This is a genomic window from Pseudomonas sp. IPO3774, from assembly GCF_013386835.1.
Taxonomy (GTDB): domain Bacteria; phylum Pseudomonadota; class Gammaproteobacteria; order Pseudomonadales; family Pseudomonadaceae; genus Aquipseudomonas.
Genome location: NZ_JACAQY010000060.1, coordinates 44,124 through 62,424, shown reverse-complemented (window position 1 = coordinate 62,424; position 18,301 = coordinate 44,124). Strand labels below are relative to the sequence as shown.

Below are 18,301 nucleotides of genomic sequence, written 5' to 3'. Positions count from 1 at the left end.
CAACCATAGAATCTCCCACAGGGGGTCGCGTTTGCTTCGCACCAAGATGTGGCGCTGATTGCCTGATGGGCGAGGTGTCGCCCCATTAAGAGACAGGCTGTTTTACCAGTCCAGTCGTCACCCAGGGAACGGTGACGCTGCGTAGGTTCTCCCTACCCAATAGGCCGGCTTTTACGAATTGACCCCAAGGGCCTCTCCCCACGAATCTCAGTCCATCGGTGCAGATCAGGGTTCGACCTTCACGTTGAGCATTCGGTGGGCATTTTCATTTTTTTGTCGAGCACAGTGACGATGACTTTCAACTGGAATTACATGTTTGGTTTGCTGGCCGATGCCGAGTTCTGGCGGGCGACATGGACGGTCATCCAGCTCAGTTCGTTGACATGGGTCCTGAGTATCGCGCTGGGCTTCCTGCTGGCCCTGGCCAAGCAGTCAAAGCACGCGCTGATTAGCCTGCCGACGCGTGGCTATATCTGGTTGTTCCGCAGCCTGCCGCTGCTGGTGCTGCTGATCTTCATCTACAACCTGCCACAGGCGATTCCCGCCACGTCGGTGATTCTGGCGGACCCGTTCTGGGCCGGCCTGCTGGCGCTGGTGATCTGCGAAACCGCCTATGTCGCTGAGATTCACCGGGGCGGCCTGCTGTCGATTCCCAAAGGTCAGGGCGAGGCCGCGCGGGCACTGGGGCTGAAGTTTTTCGGGATCCAGTGGCGGGTGGTGATCCCGCAGGCATTGCGGGTGGCGCTGCCGTCGCTGGCCAACGAATACATCTCCATCGTCAAGCTGACCTCGTTGGTGTCGGTGATTTCGCTGACCGAGATCCTGATGGTCGGCCAGCGCCTGTATTCGCAGAATTTCCTGGTGATCGAGACGATGGCGGCGGTGGCTTTTTTCTACGTGTTCATCGTCACGGTGTTCGACTTCCTGCTCAAACGGCTCGAGCGTTTTCTCGACGTCAATCAACGCAACGTGTCCCGGGTACCTGATGCCGAGGTGCTGGCGCTGGCGACCCGACAGCACGTCGCCCTGCAACGCCCTGTCAGTACCGAAGGCCCGGCGCTGCAGGCCAGCCGGCTGCACAAGGCCTACAACGATGTAGAGGTACTGGGCTCGGTCAACCTGCAGATCCAGCCCGGCGAAGTAGTGTCGGTGATCGGGCCTTCGGGCTCCGGAAAAACCACCCTGATTCGCCTGCTCAACGGTCTTGAGCAACTGGATAACGGCGAGATCCAGATCAACGGCCAACCCTTTATTCACCTGAACAAAGTCGGCGCGCAGAAGCCGCAGTATGTCGAGCACGCCGAGCATCGCCTGAACATCGGCATGGTGTTCCAGAGCTTCAATCTATTCCCGCATCTGAGCGTGCTCGACAACTTGCTGATGGCGCCGAAGTACCACCACCTCGGCAAGCTGGATGAGCTGAAGCAACAAGCCTACGCGCTGCTGCACAAGGTTGGCATGCTCGATCACGCCTGGAAGTACCCGCATCAGCTTTCCGGTGGCCAACAGCAGCGCGTGGCCATCGCCCGCGCCCTGATGATGCGCCCGCAAATCATGCTGTTTGACGAGCCCACCTCGGCCCTGGACCCGGAAAAAGTCAACGAAGTCCTGCAGGTCATCGAGGCCCTGGCCCAGGAAGGCATCACCATGGTGATCGTCACCCATGAGATGAATTTCGCGTTCAAGGTCTCCGACCGGATCGTGTTCATGGAGAGAGGCCGTGTGGTGTGCGACGACACGCCGCAGGCGCTGCGCAGCGGCGAAAACCCACGTGTGGAGGCGTTCCTCAAGGACGTCTCGCTGGCGTAACCCCTTTAACGTTCGAGCGACAAGAGAGCCACAACATGATCGAGCAAGCGCAAATTGAACAGTTTCACCGGGACGGTTTTCTGGTGGTGCAAGACGTGCTGTCGGCTGAAGAAGTCGCCGCGTTGCAGCACGACTTCGACCAGTGGGTAGAAGACAGCCGCAGCCATGAACAGGGCTGGGGTGAAACGGCAGATGGCCGTGCGCGTTTCGACCTGGAAGGCGACCATCGCCCGGATCATCCCTCGCTGCGCCGAGTGAGTTCGCCCACCGAAATTTCGCCGGCATACCAGCGTGTGGCGTTGCATTCGCGGATGGCAGCGATCTCCGCGCAACTGATCGGGGGCGGCGGCACGCGTTTTCATCACAGCAAGATCAACTCGAAACTGCCCCACACCGCCACGCAGGTGAAGTGGCACCAGGACTTCCTGTTCACGCCCCACAGCAATGACGACATCGTCACGGCCTTGCTGATGGTCAGTGAAGTCACACCGCAGAATGGCCCGTTGAATGTTATTCCCGGCAGCCACAAAGGCCCGTTGTGGTCCCACTGGCGCGACCAGCGTTTCACCGGTTCGGTGGACGACACGGTGGTCGACGACCTGTGCCACGACCCTGTCGCCTGTTATGGCCCGGCCGGTTCCGTGTGCTTCATGCACACCCGTCTTTTGCACGCTTCAAGCCCTAACGAGACCGAACTGCCGCGCACCCTGTTCATCAGCGTCTACGCCGCTGAAGACGCGCTTCCATTCGGCGAAAACCCGCTGCCCAGCGCGCACGCCGGCCTGATAGTGGCCGGTGAAGAAAGTGGGCTGGTGCGTTCCACGGAAAACCACCTGCGCTTGCCGCAGAAGCCCCGTGGCGCCTCTTTCTTTGTGCAACAGGCCGGCCAGGATTCAGTCACTGCCTAACCTTCTTCTCACCTTGCAGGGTATTACCATGACAGCGTTTCAGATGATTGCTCGCCCTATTGCCGTGTGCCTGCTGGGCGCTGCGGTTGCAATGACGTCGTTGGCGGCTTCGGCTTTCCAGAAAGACGGGAAAATCGTCGCAGGTTCCGATGTGACCTTCTTTCCCTATGAATACATGGATAACAACAAGCCCGCCGGCTTTGATATCGAATTCATGGATGGCCTGGCCAAGACCATGGGGCGCACCGTCGAGACCCTCGACACGCGCTTTCCCAACCTGATCACCGGCCTGCAGGCGGGGCGATTCGACGTGACCAACTCTTCGATGTACATCACCGCCGAACGGGTGAAAGTCATCGATATGATTCCCTACCTGAAAAGCGGTGAGTCGATCCTGACGCTCAAGGGCAGCGACTTCCAGCCCAAGACCCCTGAAGAGTTCTGCGGCCACAAGATCGGCTCGATGGGCGCCACCTCCTGGCTGGCGCAGATGCACAAGCTGTCGGATGAGTACTGTGTGAAGAAAGGGCTGAAGCCGATCGCGATCAGCGAGTACAGTACCGACCCGCAAACCACCCAGGCCTTGCTGGCTCATGCTGTTGAAGCGCAGATCACCGATGCGGCCGTGGCCCGTGGCGCAGTGGAAAAACTCGGCGGGCGCGTGGTGATTTCTTCCGATACCTTGATCTACCCGGTGTTGAACGGCTTTGGTGTGAAGAAGGGCAATGACGAGGTCAAGAACGCCTTGATCGAAGGCATCAAGAAGTTCAGCGCCACCCCTGAATACGCCGCCTTGCTCAAGAAATACAACTTCCAGGCGCCTACCGATGCCGACATCGCCGAGCTGATGCCGAAGTCCTGACCGGAAACTGTTCACTTAAGGAACACGCCATACCTGTGGCGAGCGAGCTTGCTCACTACAGATTATGGGGTACTTGTCCTGCGGAGAAAGCTACATGGCGTTATCACTTGAAGAGCAAACCCGCATCGACCTGGCGGCAACTTTCCGCATCGTTGCGCACCTTGGCATGCATGAGGCAGTGGCCAACCATTTCAGCGCGGCGGTGTCGGCCGACGGCAAACAGTTCCTGCTCAACCCGAAGTGGAAGCACTTCTCGCGTATCCGCGCCAGTGACATGCTGCTGTTGAATGCCGACGACGCCGGCGGTGCCGATCATCCGGAGGTAGACGCTACCGCCTGGTCGATCCACGGGCAGATTCACCGGCTGTTGCCGCAAACCCGCGCCGTGCTGCACCTGCACCCGGTGTACACCACGGCGGTAGCCTGCCTGGCCAAGCCGCATATCCCTGCGATCGACCAGAACACCGCGCGCTATTTCAATCGCGTGGCGGTGGACGAGCTGTACGGTGGCATGGCCGACACCGAGGCCGAGGGCGAGCGCCTCGCCGGTTTGCTGGATGGCAAGAGCCGCTTGTTGATGGGCAACCATGGGGTGATGGTCACAGCCACCTCCATCGGCGAGGCATTCGATGATATCTGGACCCTGGAGCGCGCCTGCCAGATCCTCGTCACGGCGTGGTCCACCGGCCAGCCGCTGCGGATACTGTCTGACGAAGTGGCTGAAAAGACCGCGCGGGGATGGGAAGGCATCACGGATTTCTCGCAACGGCATTTTGAAGAAATGAAGCAGTTGATGATCGACGCCGACCCTTCGTTGCTCGACTGATTTCACCCCTCACAGGCAGGAACCCCCATGACCTTTTCGGTTGTCGCCCGCTGTGCCGAAACCGGCCAGTTGGGTATCGCTATCAGCTCGTCGAGCATTGCCGTGGGCGCCCGTTGCCCGTGGCTGCGCCCCGGCGTGGGCGCGGTGGCGTCGCAGAACATCACGTTGCCGGCCCTCGGCCCGCAAACCCTGGACCTTTTGGCCCAGGGCATGGCCCCGAGCGAGGCGCTGGCCACCGCGCTCACCCCGCAGAGCCGTAGCGAATATCGCCAGGTGACAGTGATCGATAGCACTGGCCGAACCGCACACTTCAGCGGCGCGCAGACCCTGGGCATCCACCACGCGGTCAGCGGCGAGCAATGCGTGGCGGCAGGGAACATGCTGGCGAATACCGGTGTGATCGAAGCCATGGTGCGCGCCTTCGAAGATACGCCCGGGCATCTCGCCGACCGGTTGCTCGCCTCCATGCAGGCGGGGGCGGCGGGAGGCGGCGAGGCGGGGCCAGTACATTCTGCCGCGCTGGTGGTGGTCGGTGACCACCTGTGGCCCATCGTCAACCTGCGGGTGGACTGGGCCGACGTGGATCCGATCGGCACCCTGGACCAACTCTGGCAGGCCTATCGCGGGCAAATGCAGGACTATATCGACCGCGCCATCAACCCGCAAAGCGCCCCTGGCTACGCGGTGCCGGGAGATGACCGATGAGCCGCAGCCGTGACCTGCTGGCGCACCTGGTCAGCTTTGACACCACCAGCCGCGAATCCAACCTCGCCCTGATCGACTTCGTGCGCAACTACTTGCAGCACCATGGCGTGAGCTGTGAATTGTTGTTCAACGAGCAAAAGAGCAAAGCCAATCTGTTGGCCACCATAGGTCCGGCGGAGGTGCCCGGTATCGTGCTTTCGGGCCATACCGACGTAGTACCTGTAGACGGTCAGTGCTGGAGCGTTGCGCCGTTTGAACTGACCGAGAAGGATGGCAAGCTGTACGGGCGTGGCACCGCCGACATGAAGGGCTACCTCGCCTGCGTGCTGGCCAGCGTACCGGCGCTGGTGCAGGCACCGCTGCGCATGCCGGTGCATATCGCGCTGTCTTACGATGAAGAGGTGGGCTGCCTGGGCGTGGGGTCGCTGATCGAAGCGTTCCATGCAAAAACCGTCAAGCCGTTACTGTGCGTGATCGGCGAACCGACCGAACTCAAGCCGGTGCTGGGCCACAAGGGCAAGCTGGCGATGCGTTGCGAGGTACATGGCGCGGCGTGCCATTCGGCGTATGCGCCGTCGGGTGTGAACGCCATCGAATATGCCGCGCTGTTGATCATCGAACTGGGCCGGCTCGGTGAAGAACTCAAGGCGCCGCAACATCACGACGGGAGTTTTGATCCGCCGTTCTCCACCGTGCAAACCGGCATGATTGCCGGTGGCAACGCCCTGAATATCGTCCCGCAAAACTGCAGCTTCGACTTCGAAGTGCGCTCACTGCCCGCACAGAATCTCTGGCACGTCGCGGACCAACTGCGGGGTTACGCCGAGCACACCTTATTGCCCGCGATGCAGGCGGTGAGCGGGCAGTGTGCAATCCACTTCAGTGAGCTGTCGAGTTACCCAGGGTTGTCGACATCAGCGCAGAGCCAGGCGGCTGAATGGGTTGCCGACTTTTGTGGCTCTCAGGCATACGGCACAGTGGCGTTCGGCAGCGAAGGCGGGCTGTTTGATCAGGCGGGCATTCCCACCGTGGTATGTGGACCGGGCAGCATGGACCAGGGGCACAAGCCTGACGAGTTCATCAGCGTTGCGCAGCTTGAGGCCTGTGACCGGATGCTGGAGAAAGTGTTGGTGTTTGCCAGTCGGCAATCCTGATTCAGCAAGCACCCATCCTGTGGCGAAGGAACTTGTTCCCGTTGGGCTTCGAAGCAGCCCTAAACCCTGCAATCGATATCGACCTGACGGACTACCAGTGCCTGTTTTGGGGCCGCTTCGCAGCCCAGCGGGAGCAAGCTCCCTCGCCACAGGTTGTCGGATGCCCTCACGCTTGCGGTATTGGTCAGACGGTTACCGTTCTGCCACCTGCGCTGAGTGCTTTCGCCCCATTTTCGCGCACGGTACAGCGTGTTTTGCACGACGTCCCGCCTATCCAGCGGGCCCGACAACAGCGGTCCGTTTCTTGCTAGAGCCAGCTTAATCAATGACATGGCATTTTGCCGTCAATCATTTCAAAGCTTGATTCGCCGCACAGGCGAGTGGTTCTAGGAGTAGTCGGACATGCAAAGTGTGTTGTCGCCAGGTATCCGCCTGCTCGGACGTTTTGGATTCGCGCGCAAGTTCCAGATCCTGTTTTTCCTGTTCATGCTGCCCCTGGCAGGCAGCCTGTGGATGATCGCGCAGGAGTACCGCACCAAGCTGACGGTGATTTCCAATGAGCAATCCGGGGTGCGCGAACTGTTGGCGCTGGATGCCCTGGACGCCCAACTGACCGCCCAGCGCAACCTGGCGGCGCGCTGGAAAGCCGCCGACATCCTCCACGACCAGACACCCGCGGCCAAGGCGGCCATGACTGCGGTCGATACCAATTTCCCGCTGATCCTGCAAAGCGTGCAGGCCCTGGGCGAGGCCCTCAAATCCCAGAACGCCCGCCCGGACACCCTTGCACGTTTTGAGGCATTGCAAGCCTCGGTCACAGGCATGGATTCCCAATCCCTGCGCACCGTGGGCTGGTGGCCGGATGGTTATGACCGCTTCACGTCTGCGCTGAGCGCGATGCAAACCCTGCGCGAACAGATCACCATGGACACCGGGTTGATCCTCGATCCGTGGCTTGAAACCTATTTGCTGATGCAGATTTCCACCCAGCAAACCCCCGACCTGATCGAGCGTATCGGGCGTATGGCGAGCGTCGGGCAGTCATCCATCGCATCGGGGCAGTTCACCCTGCAAAGCCGTTTGCAGATGCGTGATTTGCGCGGTCGCATCGGCGACGCAAGGGACCAGTTGGTCAAGGCCGCCGCATCCCTCAAGGCCAAGCAATACCCGGGGCTGCAAACCTGGATCGCGCCATACGACGACAGCTTGCAACTGCTGGACAACGAACTGAAGACCCTGGACGAAGGCGTGTTCGGCGGCACCATCAAGCTCGATACCACCGGCTTCGAACGCAGTGTGGATGGCATGCTTGGCGCCCTCGGCGCGTTGCGCAAACAGTCGCTGACCTCGCTGGACGCGCGCCTGGGTTACTACCGCGACAGCTCGCTCAAGCAATTCATTCCGGTGGCGGTGACGTTCAGCGTGCTGGCGCTGGCAGCCCTGTACCTGTTCGTGTGCTTGCAGGCATCGATTCGCCGCAGTGCCAGCGGCATCACCACCCTGGCCGAATCCCTGCGCGACGGTAATCTGTGCGTTGAAGTGGCGGTGGAAGGGCGCGATGAACTGGCGGCCATCAGCACGGCGCTCAACGTGGCGGTGGTGCAGTTGCGCACCAGCCTGCTGGGGGTCAATCACGAGACGCAGCAGTTGGGCTCTGCGGTGCTGACACTCAATTCGCAATCGGGCAGCACGCTGACCGAAGTGGAAGACCAGCAACAGCAGATCAGCCAGATTGCAGCGGCCGCCACACAGTTGGCCGCGACCTCCATGGGCGTCGCCAAGAGCTGCGAGCAGGCCTCCGGCAGCGCGCAGAAAACCCGGCAGATTGCCGAAGACAGCAGCCGCGACAGCCAGCGCACCACCGCGAGTATCCAGCAACTCAACCAGCGCTTGACCGACACCTCCGATGCATTGGAGCGCGTCAGCCAGCAGGGCCAGCAGATCCAGTCGGTGGTTGACACCATTCGGGGTATCGCCGAGCAGACCAACCTGCTGGCGCTGAACGCTGCCATCGAGGCTGCGCGGGCCGGTGAACAGGGCCGGGGATTTGCGGTGGTAGCCGATGAAGTGCGCAGCCTGTCGCAACGGACCCAGGCCTCCACGGCGCAGATCGCCGGCACGGTCGACAGTTTGCGCGCGACGGTGAGCCAGGCGGTCACCCTGATGGGCGTGGCCTGTGAGCAGGCGGTGACCGATGCCGAGTCCGTCACGGGCCTGGGCCATCGCCTGGGGGAGATCGCCAGCGCGGTGCAGAGCGTCACTGACACCCTGGCGCAGATCGCCACGGCGGTTGAGGAACAGGCAGCGACGGCGGATGAAGTGAGCGGCAATATCCAGCAGGTTGACCAGGCCGCCGGGCGCTTGCTCGACGGCGCGCGGGCGGTGAACCAGGCGGCGGATATGTTGAGCAAGGGCAGCCGGGCGTTGAGCGACAACACGGCGCGGTTCCAGCTGGGTTGAGGGGCGGCCTACAGAGCAATGGATAGATGTTCTATCATGAGCATCTATTCATAAACGGTGAAGCAATGCCATGAGAGACCTGCCACCCACCTCGACATTGCGCGCCTTTGAGGTTGCCACACGCCACGCAACCTTCACTTCGGCTTCAGAAGAGTTGCATGTCACCCAGAGTGCCGTCAGCCATCAGCTCAAACACCTTGAAGAACTCTGGGGGTTGCAGTTGTTCCAGCGGGGCAAGTCACTCAGCCTGACGCCTGCCGGAGCAGCCCTTGCGCCGATCGTGCGCGAGTTTTTCATGAACCTTGAGGCGACACTCGCGGACCTGCGCGAGCAAAAGGGCAGGGTCCGGCTCAAGGTCAGTACCACCTATTCCTTCGCGCTGAAATGGCTGCTGCCCCGATTGCCGAGCCTGGCCCAACGGCACCCTGAAATATTGGTCACCCTCGACTCCAGCGACAAGATCATCAACTTTTCAAGCGCGGAGGCTGATGTTGCGATCCGCCTGGGCAACGGGAATTACCCGGCGCTGTACTCGGAGTTCCTGTTCCGCGAGCAGATTTTTCCGGTGGCCAGTCCCGATCTGTTGAAACGCTTTGGCCGGCCACACACACCCGCCGAATTGCTGCGCTATCCCTTGCTGATGCGCGACGGCGCCGACCTGGTGCCGAAGTGGGAAGTCTGGTTCCAGCACGTCGGGCTCGCGATTGCGCCGCTCAAGGAAAGTGTCAGGTTTGCGGACACCAACATGACGATCGAGGCGGCTTTGCTCGGCCAGGGCATTGCATTGGCGCGCAGTGGGCATGTGGAGTCAGAGCTGAGCGATGGCAGCCTGGTGAGGCTGTTCGATGTGCCGTTCCCGTCACCGGTCGCTTATTACTTTGTCTGCCCCAAAGGCATCGAGTCCCAGCCGCATATCGTCAGCTTTCGTGATTGGCTGATGCAGGAAGCCGTAAACGCCGGACTGGCTTACGAATAGAGCATGAGGATTTGCTCATTCTTCAATGAGCAGACTTCGCTTCAGTTAAGGCGCCGGTTTGCTTAGGATGGGCGCATGCCTTATCCCATTATTCTCCTGGTCCTCTTCGCCGCCTTACTGCACGCCAGTTGGAATGCGCTGCTGCGTGGCGGCGCCGACCGGCTCTGGTCGATGACGGTGATGTGCCTGGCGGTCGCTATCGCCAGTGGCGGCGTTGCGGTGTTCCTGGACCCTCCGGCGCCAGCCAGCTGGTTTTATGTGGTGCTGTCAGCGGTGCTGCACGTGGGCTACAACCTGTTCCTGGTGCGCAGCTACAAAGTCGGAGACCTGGGGCAGACCTATCCGATTTCACGGGGCTCCTCGCCGGTGCTGATCACCCTGGGTGCCGCCGTGTTTGCCGGGGAGAGTGTCTCGGCCAGCTCGCTTCTGGGCATTGCCCTGGTGTCGGGCGGCATCATTTCCCTGGCGTTCAGGGGGCGCCGGCTCGCCGTTCCCAGCCTGCCATACGCCCTGGGCACCGGCTGTTTCATTGCCGCCTACAGCGTGACAGACGGCATCGGCGCGCGCCTGTCGGGTGCGCCGATGGCCTACACGGTGTGGATGTGCGCCTTGTGGGGCGTGTTGATGCCGGCGGTGTATATCGGCCTGCGGGGCCCGAAAAGTCTGTTCAGCGTGCGGCCCGGGTTTTTCACGGCCTTCGCCGGTGGGCTGGTGTCGCTCCTGGCCTACGGAATCATTATCTATGCCATGGCCTGTGCGCCCATGGGCGCGGTCTCGGCCTTGCGCGAGACCAGCGTGCTGTTTGCGGCACTGATCGGCTATTTCTTCCTGGGCGAGACACTGACGGTCCGCAAGGTGCTGGCGTGCGTGGTGATTGCCACCGGCACCATCCTGATCGGCTGACAGCAGGCAAAGCATTTTCCACCACCACATGAAGGTTCGCGCAATGGATACCGTCCCGCAGGCACCGCTGATTCTGATAACAGGTGGAAGTCGTGGCGTTGGCGCCGCCACCGCGCGGCTGGCCGCCGCACAAGGTTATGACGTGGCGATCAGCTTCGTTTCCGATGAGTCTGCCGCACTCGCGGTGGTGGCGGATGTAGAAGCGGCAGGGCGCCGGGCGTTGGCCGTACGCGCGGACAGCGCAGACCCGGAGCAGGTCGTCCAGTTATTTGCGGCGATAGATCGGACGTTCGGGCGCATCGATGTGCTGGTTAACAACGCCGGGATCAACGCGTTGCAGTCCCGGGTCGAAGACTTGCCGTTCGAGCGGATGCAGCGGATTTTCGCGGTCAACGCGATCGGGCCGATGCTGTGTGCCCAGCAAGCGGTGAAGCGCATGTCGTTTCGTCACCAGGGGCGGGGTGGTGCCGTGATCAATATCTCGTCGGCATCCGCCCGGCTGGGCAGCCCCAACGAATATGTCGACTACGCCGCATCAAAGGGTGCTCTCGAGACCTTCACCATCGGGTTTGCCAAGGAAGTGGCCAGGGAGGGAATACGCGTCAACTGCATCCGCCCGGGGCATATCTACACCGACATTCACGCCAGTGGCGGGGAGCCAGGGCGGGTTGATCGCGTAAAGGATTCGATCCCCATGGGCCGCGGCGGTCAGCCTGAAGAAGTGGCTCGGGCGATCCTGTGGCTGGCAGGCGCCGAGGCGTCCTTCATCACCGGTACGTTCCTGGATGTCACCGGCGGGAAATGAGCAGCAGGGCGTGGCACCGAGGTTTCCCTCGGTAGGCCACGCCCGGCATGCATGCACTGGGTCAGCTGTTGAGCCTGACTTGCTCCTTCGCCAGCTTCACCACATTCTCCAGGGTAAAGCCGAACTGGGCCTGCAACTTGGCCAAGGGTGCCGAGGCGCCAAAGCTGTTCATCACCACCTTGGCCCCGGTTTGCCCCACGTAGCGGTCCCAACCCAACGGGCCGGCCTGTTCCACCACCAGTCGTGCCTTCACTGCGGGTGGCAGCACGCTGTCGCGGTAGGCCTGGTCCTGTTCTTCGAACAGTTCCCAGCTCGGCATCGACACCACTTGCGCCGCCACGCCCTCGGCCTTCAGTTGCTCATAGGCGTCTACCGCCAGGCTGACTTCACTGCCGGTGGCCATCAGGATCACCTGAGGCTTCTCGGCGCCGGCCAGCACATACGCGCCACGGGAAGTGCCCGACGCCGCTGCGTATTTCGTGCGGTCCAGGGTCGGCAGGTTCTGCCGCGACAGCACCACGCAGGTCGGCCGATGGGTCTGGGCCAGGGCGATCTTCCAGGCTTCCAGGGTTTCATTCGCGTCGCCCGGGCGCAGGGTCAGCAAACCCGGGGTGGCCCGCAGTTGGGTCAGGTGTTCGATGGGCTGGTGAGTGGGGCCGTCTTCGCCGACACCAATCGAGTCATGGGTAAACACGAACACCACCGGCAGCTCCATGATTGCCGCGAGGCGAATCGGCGGTTTCATGTAGTCGCTGAACACCAGGAAGGTCGAGGTGTAGGGCCGCAGGTACGACAGCGCCATGCCGTTGGCAATCGCGCCCATGGCATGTTCACGAATGCCGAAGTGCAGGTTGCGCCCGCCGTAGTTCTCGGCGCTGAAGCGCCCGGCGTCGTCGAACGTCAGGTTGGTCTTGGTGGACGGCGACAAGTCGGCCGACCCCCCCAGCAGCCATGGGATCTGCTTGGCAAACGCATTCAACACCTCGCCACCGGCGGCACGGCTGGCGACGCCTTTGGCATCAGTGGCAAAGCTCGGCAGTTGCTCCTGCCAATGCTCGGGCATCTCGCCGGCACGCATGCGGCGCAGTTCATCGGCCAGTTCCGGTTCGTACTGTTCGAGGTGGGACAGGGTCTCAGTCCATTGCTCATACAGCGGCTTGCTGCGCTTGAGCAGTGCATCCCGCAGGACCGTGCGCGCTTCATCCGGCACCAGGAAGCTTGAGTCTTCGGGCCAGCCGTACGCGGCTTTGGTCAGGCGGATTTCTTCATCGCCCAAAGGCTCGCCATGGGCCGACGCGGTGTTGTGTTTGTGGGGCGAGCCATAGCCAATCACGCTGTCGACCACGATCAGCGTCGGTGCCCCAGTGTTTTTCTGGAACGTGCTCAGCGCGTCGCTCAAAGCCAGCAGGTTGTTCGCATCGGTGACGTGCAAGGTGTGCCAGCCATAGGCCTGGAAACGCTTGATCACGTCTTCGCTGAAGGCCAGTTCAGTGTGGCCTTCGATGCTGATGGTGTTGTTGTCGTAGATCCAGCACAGGTTCTCCAGCTTCAAGTGCCCGGCGATGGACGCGGCTTCGCTGCTGATGCCTTCCATCATGTCGCCGTCGCCGCACAGGGTGTAGACGTTGTAGTCGAACAGCACCTGGTCGTCACGGTTGAAACGCTTGGCCAGCCAACGCTCGGCCATGGCCATGCCGACGCTGTTGGCGCACCCCTGGCCGAGGGGGCCGGTGGTGGTTTCCACACCGGTGGTCATGCGGTATTCGGGGTGGCCGGGGGTTTTGGAGCTCATCTGCCGGAACTGCTTGATGTCGTCCAGGCTGATGGCCGGTTGGCCGGAGCGCTTGCCGTGGGCATCAATCTCCACCACACCGGCCAGGTGCAGCAGCGAATACAACAGCATCGAGGCATGGCCCACCGACAATACGAAACGGTCACGGTTGGGCCAGTCGGGGTGCTCGGGGTGATAACGCAGGAAGCGGCTCCACAAGGTGTAACCGACGGGCGCCAGGCCCATGGGAGTGCCGGGGTGGCCGGAGTTGGCCTTTTGCACAGCGTCCATGGCGAGGGTACGAATGGTGTTGATGCACTGGGTGTCGACAGCGTTGGCAGCGTGATTCATGGAACCTGTTCTCCATCGGGTGACGATCTACAGTGGAGGGCAGCGTGCGCCAAAGGTTTTATGAAATCGTCTGCCCCGCGACGAACGGGGACGCAAACGCGACAGGTTGATCTCAAACATGACAAGAGCCCGCCGGATGGGCTAGCTTCAAGGGGCATTCAGTCAATGATCAACTTGCGGAGGTACTCCATGCCAGTGAAACACGACCTGTATCAGGACCTGGGTTTGAGCAAGGAAGCTATTCATGAACGCAGGGCGAGCGATAACCGATTGGATTCGCTGCTCCACCAATACGACAGCGCCGACAAGGAGGTGCTGGAGCTTGAGTCCTCAAGCGGCGGTGACGAGGAGCTGGAGAAGCTGAAGAAGAAACGCCTGTTGATCAAAGACAAGATCGTCGAGCAACTGGAGAAAGCGACGGCCAAGTAGAAGATTTGTTCAGAATTGCCCGAAAGACAGCAGCACCGCCGCTGCCTATCATGCCAACCGTTCGCCCGGCACTGGGGCTCTTAGACGGCGCATGGAATGCGCTGTGGCCGGGCGAACTCTCTCTTTCAAGCCAGCAGCGCGCGCTTGCATTCGTCAATCGAGCGCTGCTGGGTTTCACTGTACAACTTCAACTCGTCGATAGTCTGGCGACCCAAGGCCTTTTCAAACTCGGCCTGGTTGGAGTTGGCCGCGTAGTGACTCTGCGCCGCATCCCCCAGGTTCGACTGGAAAATCCCCGCCGCACTCACCGGCAGAAAATCTTCGTATACCAACGGCTCCACGTCCACGTGGCCGGCGGCGATCAGTTCGTCCAGGGTTTTAACTTTGTCCTGGGCGGCCAAGCCTTTCTCGGTTACGAAGTAGCGGAAGTACGCCAGCTCCTGTTCGCGCATCTCGCGGTGATTGTCGGGGAACGCCTGGAAGTGTTGCTCCATCAATTCGGTGTAGCGCCCGGCATTGGCCTCATTCGGAAACGCGCCCAATTCATCCCGTGCAGCATTCAGCAGTTGGTCGTACAGCGCGCGACCCTTGGGGGTCAGCGCCACGCCACGTTGTTCGATTTCGCCAAAGCGCGCGCTGTGGCTGCCCTTGGCATCGGTAAAGGCAATGGCTTCATCCAGGGCCTTGAAGCTGGTCTGGCGCAGCAGTATCGGGCACTGGCGGCGGGGCGGGCCTTCGATCACCGCCTTGGGGGTGATGCCTTTGCCGGGCATTGCGGCCTGCACCTGGTCAATGTCCAGGGTGCGCGGTGTCAGGTGGTTGATGTGCGGGCCCTTGAAGGCGACCACGTCGGCGATCAGCCGGTGCTGGTCGCTCAGTTGCTGGTATTGCGCGGCCGTGACGGTGGCGGTGTGGTGCCAGCGGAAGGTTTCCAGGGCTTGCTGGATAAACTCTTCGGCATGGGCGGCATCGAGGCCGCCGTCGGCTTCGGCTTGTTGGATCAGCTCAAGGGCGCGTGGGGTGAAGATCGAACGCTTGGCCAGGGCTGACTGGGCGAAGGCCCGCAGTTCCGGGTTTTCGATCAGCTCCAGGCGCAGCAGCGAAGTGAACACCCGGAAGGGGCTGGTTTGCAGGGCGCTTTCATGCACGGCGCGAAAGGCTGTGGAGTGCACCGGTACCCCGGCCGGCGTGAGGTCGTAATAGCCCACCGGCTGCATGCCCATCACCGCAAACAGGCGGCTGATGGTGGCCAGTTCTTCAGCGGTGCCCAGGCGGATGGCGCCGTGGCGCTCCCTGTCCAGGCGCTGGATTTCCCCGGTGCGCTTCAGTTGTTGCGCCAGCGCGGTGTCGGTTTCCAGCACCCGGGCATTGGTCTCGGCCACCAGTTCCATCAGTGCGCCATACAGCGGCACTTCATCGCGGTACATGTCGGACATGGCTTTGGAGAAGCCTTTGCGAATCTCGTCAGGGCTGACGGTGGGCATAGAAAAATTCCTGGCGGCTATAGAGAGGAAAAGCACGGATGCCTGATTTTGTTGGGCCTGCCGGCGCCTTGCAAACGAAGATTCCTCTGGACTTCATTCTGCAAATGAATGAGCTGGATGACGTCAGCTTCACGTGCATCTCACCGTCGAAGGGCTCTACACTGGCCGTCACCTCTGAACGCGACGGAAGACTCGATGACGGCACAGCCTGCGACGAACATTCTGGAAACGATTGAAGGCCAGCGCCTGGCCAAACCTGACGGCGAACGCTGGCGTGACTGGGGCCCCTACCTGAGCGAGCGGCAATGGGGCACGGTGCGCGAAGACTACAGCGCCGACGGCGATGCCTGGCGCTACTTCCCCCACGAGCACGCCCGCAGCCGCGCCTACCGCTGGGGCGAGGATGGCCTGGCGGGCTTCAGCGACAAGGCCCAGCGCTGGTGCCTGGGCCTGGCGCTGTGGAACGAGCGCGACGCGATCATCAAGGAGCGCCTGTTCGGCCTGAACAACGCCGAGGGCAACCACGGCGAAGACGTCAAGGAACTGTACTTTTTCGTCGATGGCGTGCCGAGCCATGCCTACATGCGCATGCTCTACAAATACCCTCACGCGGCCTTTCCCTACGATGACCTGATCACCGAAAACGCCCGCCGTGGCCTTGGAGATGCCGAATACGAGATCCTCGATACCGGGGTTTTCGAAGACAACCGCTATTGCGATGTCACCGTCGAATACGCCAAGCACCAGCCCGATGATGTGTTCATGCGCATTACCGTGCACAACCGTTCGGACCAATCCACACGCCTGCAGGTGTTGCCGCACCTGTGGGCGCGCAACGACTGGAGTTGGACCCACGATGCCCCCAGGCCCGAGTTGCGCCTGGAGGGCGAACAGGTGGTGGCGCGGCACCATGAGCTGTTCGATCGCCACCTCAGTGCCTGGGGCCAGGACGGGGTGGAATGGCTGTTCTGCGAGAACGAAACCAACTACCCCAGGCTGGACGGGCAACCGGCGCCGGGGCCGTTCAAGGACGGGATCAACGACTATGTGACCACGGGCCTGGAATCGGCGATTCGCCGGGATTCGGGCACGAAAGTGGCCGCGCGTTTCATCCTCGAACTGGCGGGCCAGGAAAGCAAAACCCTGTACCTGCGCTTCGCCCCGGTGGAGGCGCCGTGGATCAATGCGCGCAAGCTATTTGAAGAGCGCCGCCAGGAGACCGATGACTTTTACGCGGCGCTGCAACAGGGCATCGCCGATGAAGACGCACGCAATGTGCAGCGCCAGGCCCTGGTCGGGTTGCTGTGGTCCAAGCAGCTGTACTACTTCGACGTGAATCAATGGCTCGACGGCGACCCGGCCCAGCCCGCGCCGCCGCCCGAGCGTTTGCATATCCGTAATACCCATTGGCGGCACTTGTCGAATTTCGACATTCTCTCGATGCCCGACACCTGGGAGTACCCGTGGTATGCCTCGTGGGACCAGGGTTTCCAGGCCGTGGCGTTTGCCCTGATGGATCCGGGTTACGCCAAGCAGCAACTGCTGCTGTTGGTGAAAGACCGTTTCATGCACCCCAACGGTCAGTTGCCGGCCTACGAGTGGCGTTTTGACGACGCCAACCCGCCGGTGCATGCCTGGGCCAGTTGGCGGGTGTATCAGCAGGACAAGGCGCTGAATGGCGTGGGCGACATGGATTTCCTGGAGCGGATCTTCCACAAGCTGCTGCTGAATTTTTCCTGGTGGGTCAACCGCAAGGACGCCGAGGGCCGCAACCTGTTCCAGGGTGGGTTTCTTGGGCTGGACAACATTGCGCTGTTTGATCGCTCGGCTGATTTGCCGCCGGGTTATCAGTTGGACCAGGCGGACGGCACAGCGTGGGTTGCGGCGTACGCGCTGGACCTGATGCGTATCGGCCTGGAATTGGCCAAACGCAACGTGGTGTATGTGGATATCGCGGTGAAGTTCTTTGAGCACTTCCTGTACATCGCCGGGGCGATCAACCGCGTTGACGATGGCGCCGAAGGCTTATGGGATGAGCAGGATCAGTTTTTCTATGACGTGCTGCATCGTCCGGGCGGTGAAAGTGAGCCGGTGCGGCTGCGTTCTATCGTCGGCCTGATGCCGCTGTTTGCGGTGCTGGTGCTGGAGCAGCGCGAGCATGAAGGGCTGGAGGGGCTGCGCGAGCGGTTGCTGGGGTTTATGAAGCATCGGCCGGACCTGGCCAAGTTGGTGTCGCGCTGGAACGAGCCGGGGCAGGGGAATCGGCTGTTGCTGGCGTTGTTGCGGGGTGAGCGAACCAAGGATTTGCTGCGGCGCATGCTGGATGAGTCGGAGTTTCTCTCCACCTTTGGGGTGCGGTCGCTGTCGAAAGCGTTCGCCGAGGAACCGCTGGCGCTGAAGATGAATGGCAATACCCTGTGTGCCCGCTATGAGCCGGCGGAGTCGGATTCGCGGCTGTACGGCGGTAACTCAAATTGGCGCGGGCCGTTGTGGATGCCGGTCAATTACATGCTGATTGAGTCGCTGCGGGAGTTTCATCGGTACTACGCGGATAATTTCTCGGTGGAGTATCCGGCGGGGAGTGGGTATCTGGCGTCGCTGGAGGAGGTTGCCGATGGGCTCAGTCAGCGGTTGACGCGTTTGTTTCTGAGGGATGAGAACGGTTCGAGGCCGTCGATGGTGGGGTATGCACAGTTGGAGGCGGACCCGGCGAGCCGCGACCTGGTGTTGTTCCATGAGTATTTTCATGGCGAGACCGGGCGGGGGTTGGGGGCTTCGCATCAGACAGGGTGGAGTGCGTTGGTGGCGCTGTTGTTGCAGCCAAAAACCTGAAAACAGCACAATCAAAATGTGGGAGC

15 protein-coding genes are annotated in these 18,301 nt (G+C 61.6%); 13 read left to right on the top strand and 2 right to left on the bottom strand.

Annotated elements, in window-relative coordinates:
* Positions 1–291: 291 nt before the first annotated feature.
* The 10 genes from HYE77_RS27630 (at position 292) to HYE77_RS27585 (ending at position 11,408) form a co-directional block, all read left to right on the top strand.
* Positions 292–1,809 (top strand): amino acid ABC transporter permease/ATP-binding protein, encoded by a 1,518-nt coding sequence (locus tag HYE77_RS27630; protein WP_177069995.1) that lies wholly within the window; start codon positions 292–294, stop codon positions 1,807–1,809.
* A 35-nt stretch (positions 1,810–1,844) separates the two neighbouring features.
* Positions 1,845–2,717: a phytanoyl-CoA dioxygenase family protein gene (locus HYE77_RS27625; RefSeq protein WP_008434690.1), complete on the top strand. Its 873-nt coding sequence runs from the start codon at positions 1,845–1,847 to the stop codon at positions 2,715–2,717.
* A 28-nt stretch (positions 2,718–2,745) separates the two neighbouring features.
* Complete coding sequence (locus tag HYE77_RS27620) at positions 2,746–3,579, top strand: ABC transporter substrate-binding protein (protein WP_023658745.1); 834 nt, start codon at positions 2,746–2,748, stop codon at positions 3,577–3,579.
* Between the two features lie 94 nt (positions 3,580–3,673).
* Complete coding sequence (locus HYE77_RS27615) at positions 3,674–4,405, top strand: class II aldolase and adducin N-terminal domain-containing protein (RefSeq protein ID WP_008434687.1); 732 nt, start codon at positions 3,674–3,676, stop codon at positions 4,403–4,405.
* Positions 4,406–4,432: 27 nt separating this feature from the next.
* Positions 4,433–5,110, top strand: a complete 678-nt coding sequence (locus HYE77_RS27610; protein ID WP_008434686.1) for a DUF1028 domain-containing protein — start codon at positions 4,433–4,435, stop codon at positions 5,108–5,110.
* A complete protein-coding gene (gene argE / locus HYE77_RS27605) occupies positions 5,107–6,264 on the top strand; it encodes an acetylornithine deacetylase (protein ID WP_003215645.1) in 1,158 nt (385 codons plus the stop codon). Before HYE77_RS27610 ends, argE begins: the two co-directional genes overlap by 4 nt.
* A 402-nt stretch (positions 6,265–6,666) precedes the next feature.
* On the top strand, positions 6,667–8,724 hold the full coding sequence (locus HYE77_RS27600; protein WP_177069993.1) for a methyl-accepting chemotaxis protein: 2,058 nt from the start codon (positions 6,667–6,669) through the stop codon (positions 8,722–8,724).
* A 70-nt stretch (positions 8,725–8,794) separates the two neighbouring features.
* Positions 8,795–9,700 (top strand): transcriptional regulator GcvA, encoded by a 906-nt coding sequence (gcvA, locus tag HYE77_RS27595; RefSeq protein ID WP_087693730.1) that lies wholly within the window; start codon positions 8,795–8,797, stop codon positions 9,698–9,700.
* Between the two features lie 75 nt (positions 9,701–9,775).
* Positions 9,776–10,603 (top strand): DMT family transporter, encoded by an 828-nt coding sequence (locus HYE77_RS27590; protein ID WP_177069991.1) that lies wholly within the window; start codon positions 9,776–9,778, stop codon positions 10,601–10,603.
* Between the two features lie 43 nt (positions 10,604–10,646).
* Complete coding sequence (locus HYE77_RS27585; protein WP_003215653.1) at positions 10,647–11,408, top strand: SDR family oxidoreductase; 762 nt, start codon at positions 10,647–10,649, stop codon at positions 11,406–11,408.
* Between the two features lie 61 nt (positions 11,409–11,469).
* Here the strand turns inward: HYE77_RS27585 and tkt are convergent, their stop codons facing one another.
* Positions 11,470–13,530, bottom strand: a complete 2,061-nt coding sequence (gene tkt / locus HYE77_RS27580) for a transketolase (RefSeq protein ID WP_177069989.1) — start codon at positions 13,528–13,530, stop codon at positions 11,470–11,472.
* Positions 13,531–13,719: 189 nt separating this feature from the next.
* On the opposite strand from tkt, the gene HYE77_RS27575 reads away from it, so the two are divergent.
* Positions 13,720–13,959, top strand: coding sequence for a DUF465 domain-containing protein (locus HYE77_RS27575; RefSeq protein ID WP_003215657.1), 240 nt, complete (start codon positions 13,720–13,722; stop codon positions 13,957–13,959).
* 125 nt (positions 13,960–14,084) lie between these two features.
* Here the strand turns inward: HYE77_RS27575 and HYE77_RS27570 are convergent, their stop codons facing one another.
* Positions 14,085–15,443, bottom strand: coding sequence for a VOC family protein (locus HYE77_RS27570; RefSeq protein ID WP_177069987.1), 1,359 nt, complete (start codon positions 15,441–15,443; stop codon positions 14,085–14,087).
* A 38-nt stretch (positions 15,444–15,481) separates the two neighbouring features.
* On the opposite strand from HYE77_RS27570, the gene HYE77_RS27565 reads away from it, so the two are divergent.
* Entirely contained in the window at positions 15,482–15,679 is a 198-nt protein-coding gene (locus HYE77_RS27565) for a hypothetical protein (protein ID WP_177022110.1), read from the top strand.
* Positions 15,639–18,275, top strand: a complete 2,637-nt coding sequence (locus HYE77_RS27560; RefSeq protein ID WP_177069985.1) for a glucosidase — start codon at positions 15,639–15,641, stop codon at positions 18,273–18,275. Before HYE77_RS27565 ends, HYE77_RS27560 begins: the two co-directional genes overlap by 41 nt.
* Positions 18,276–18,301: the final 26 nt, after the last annotated feature.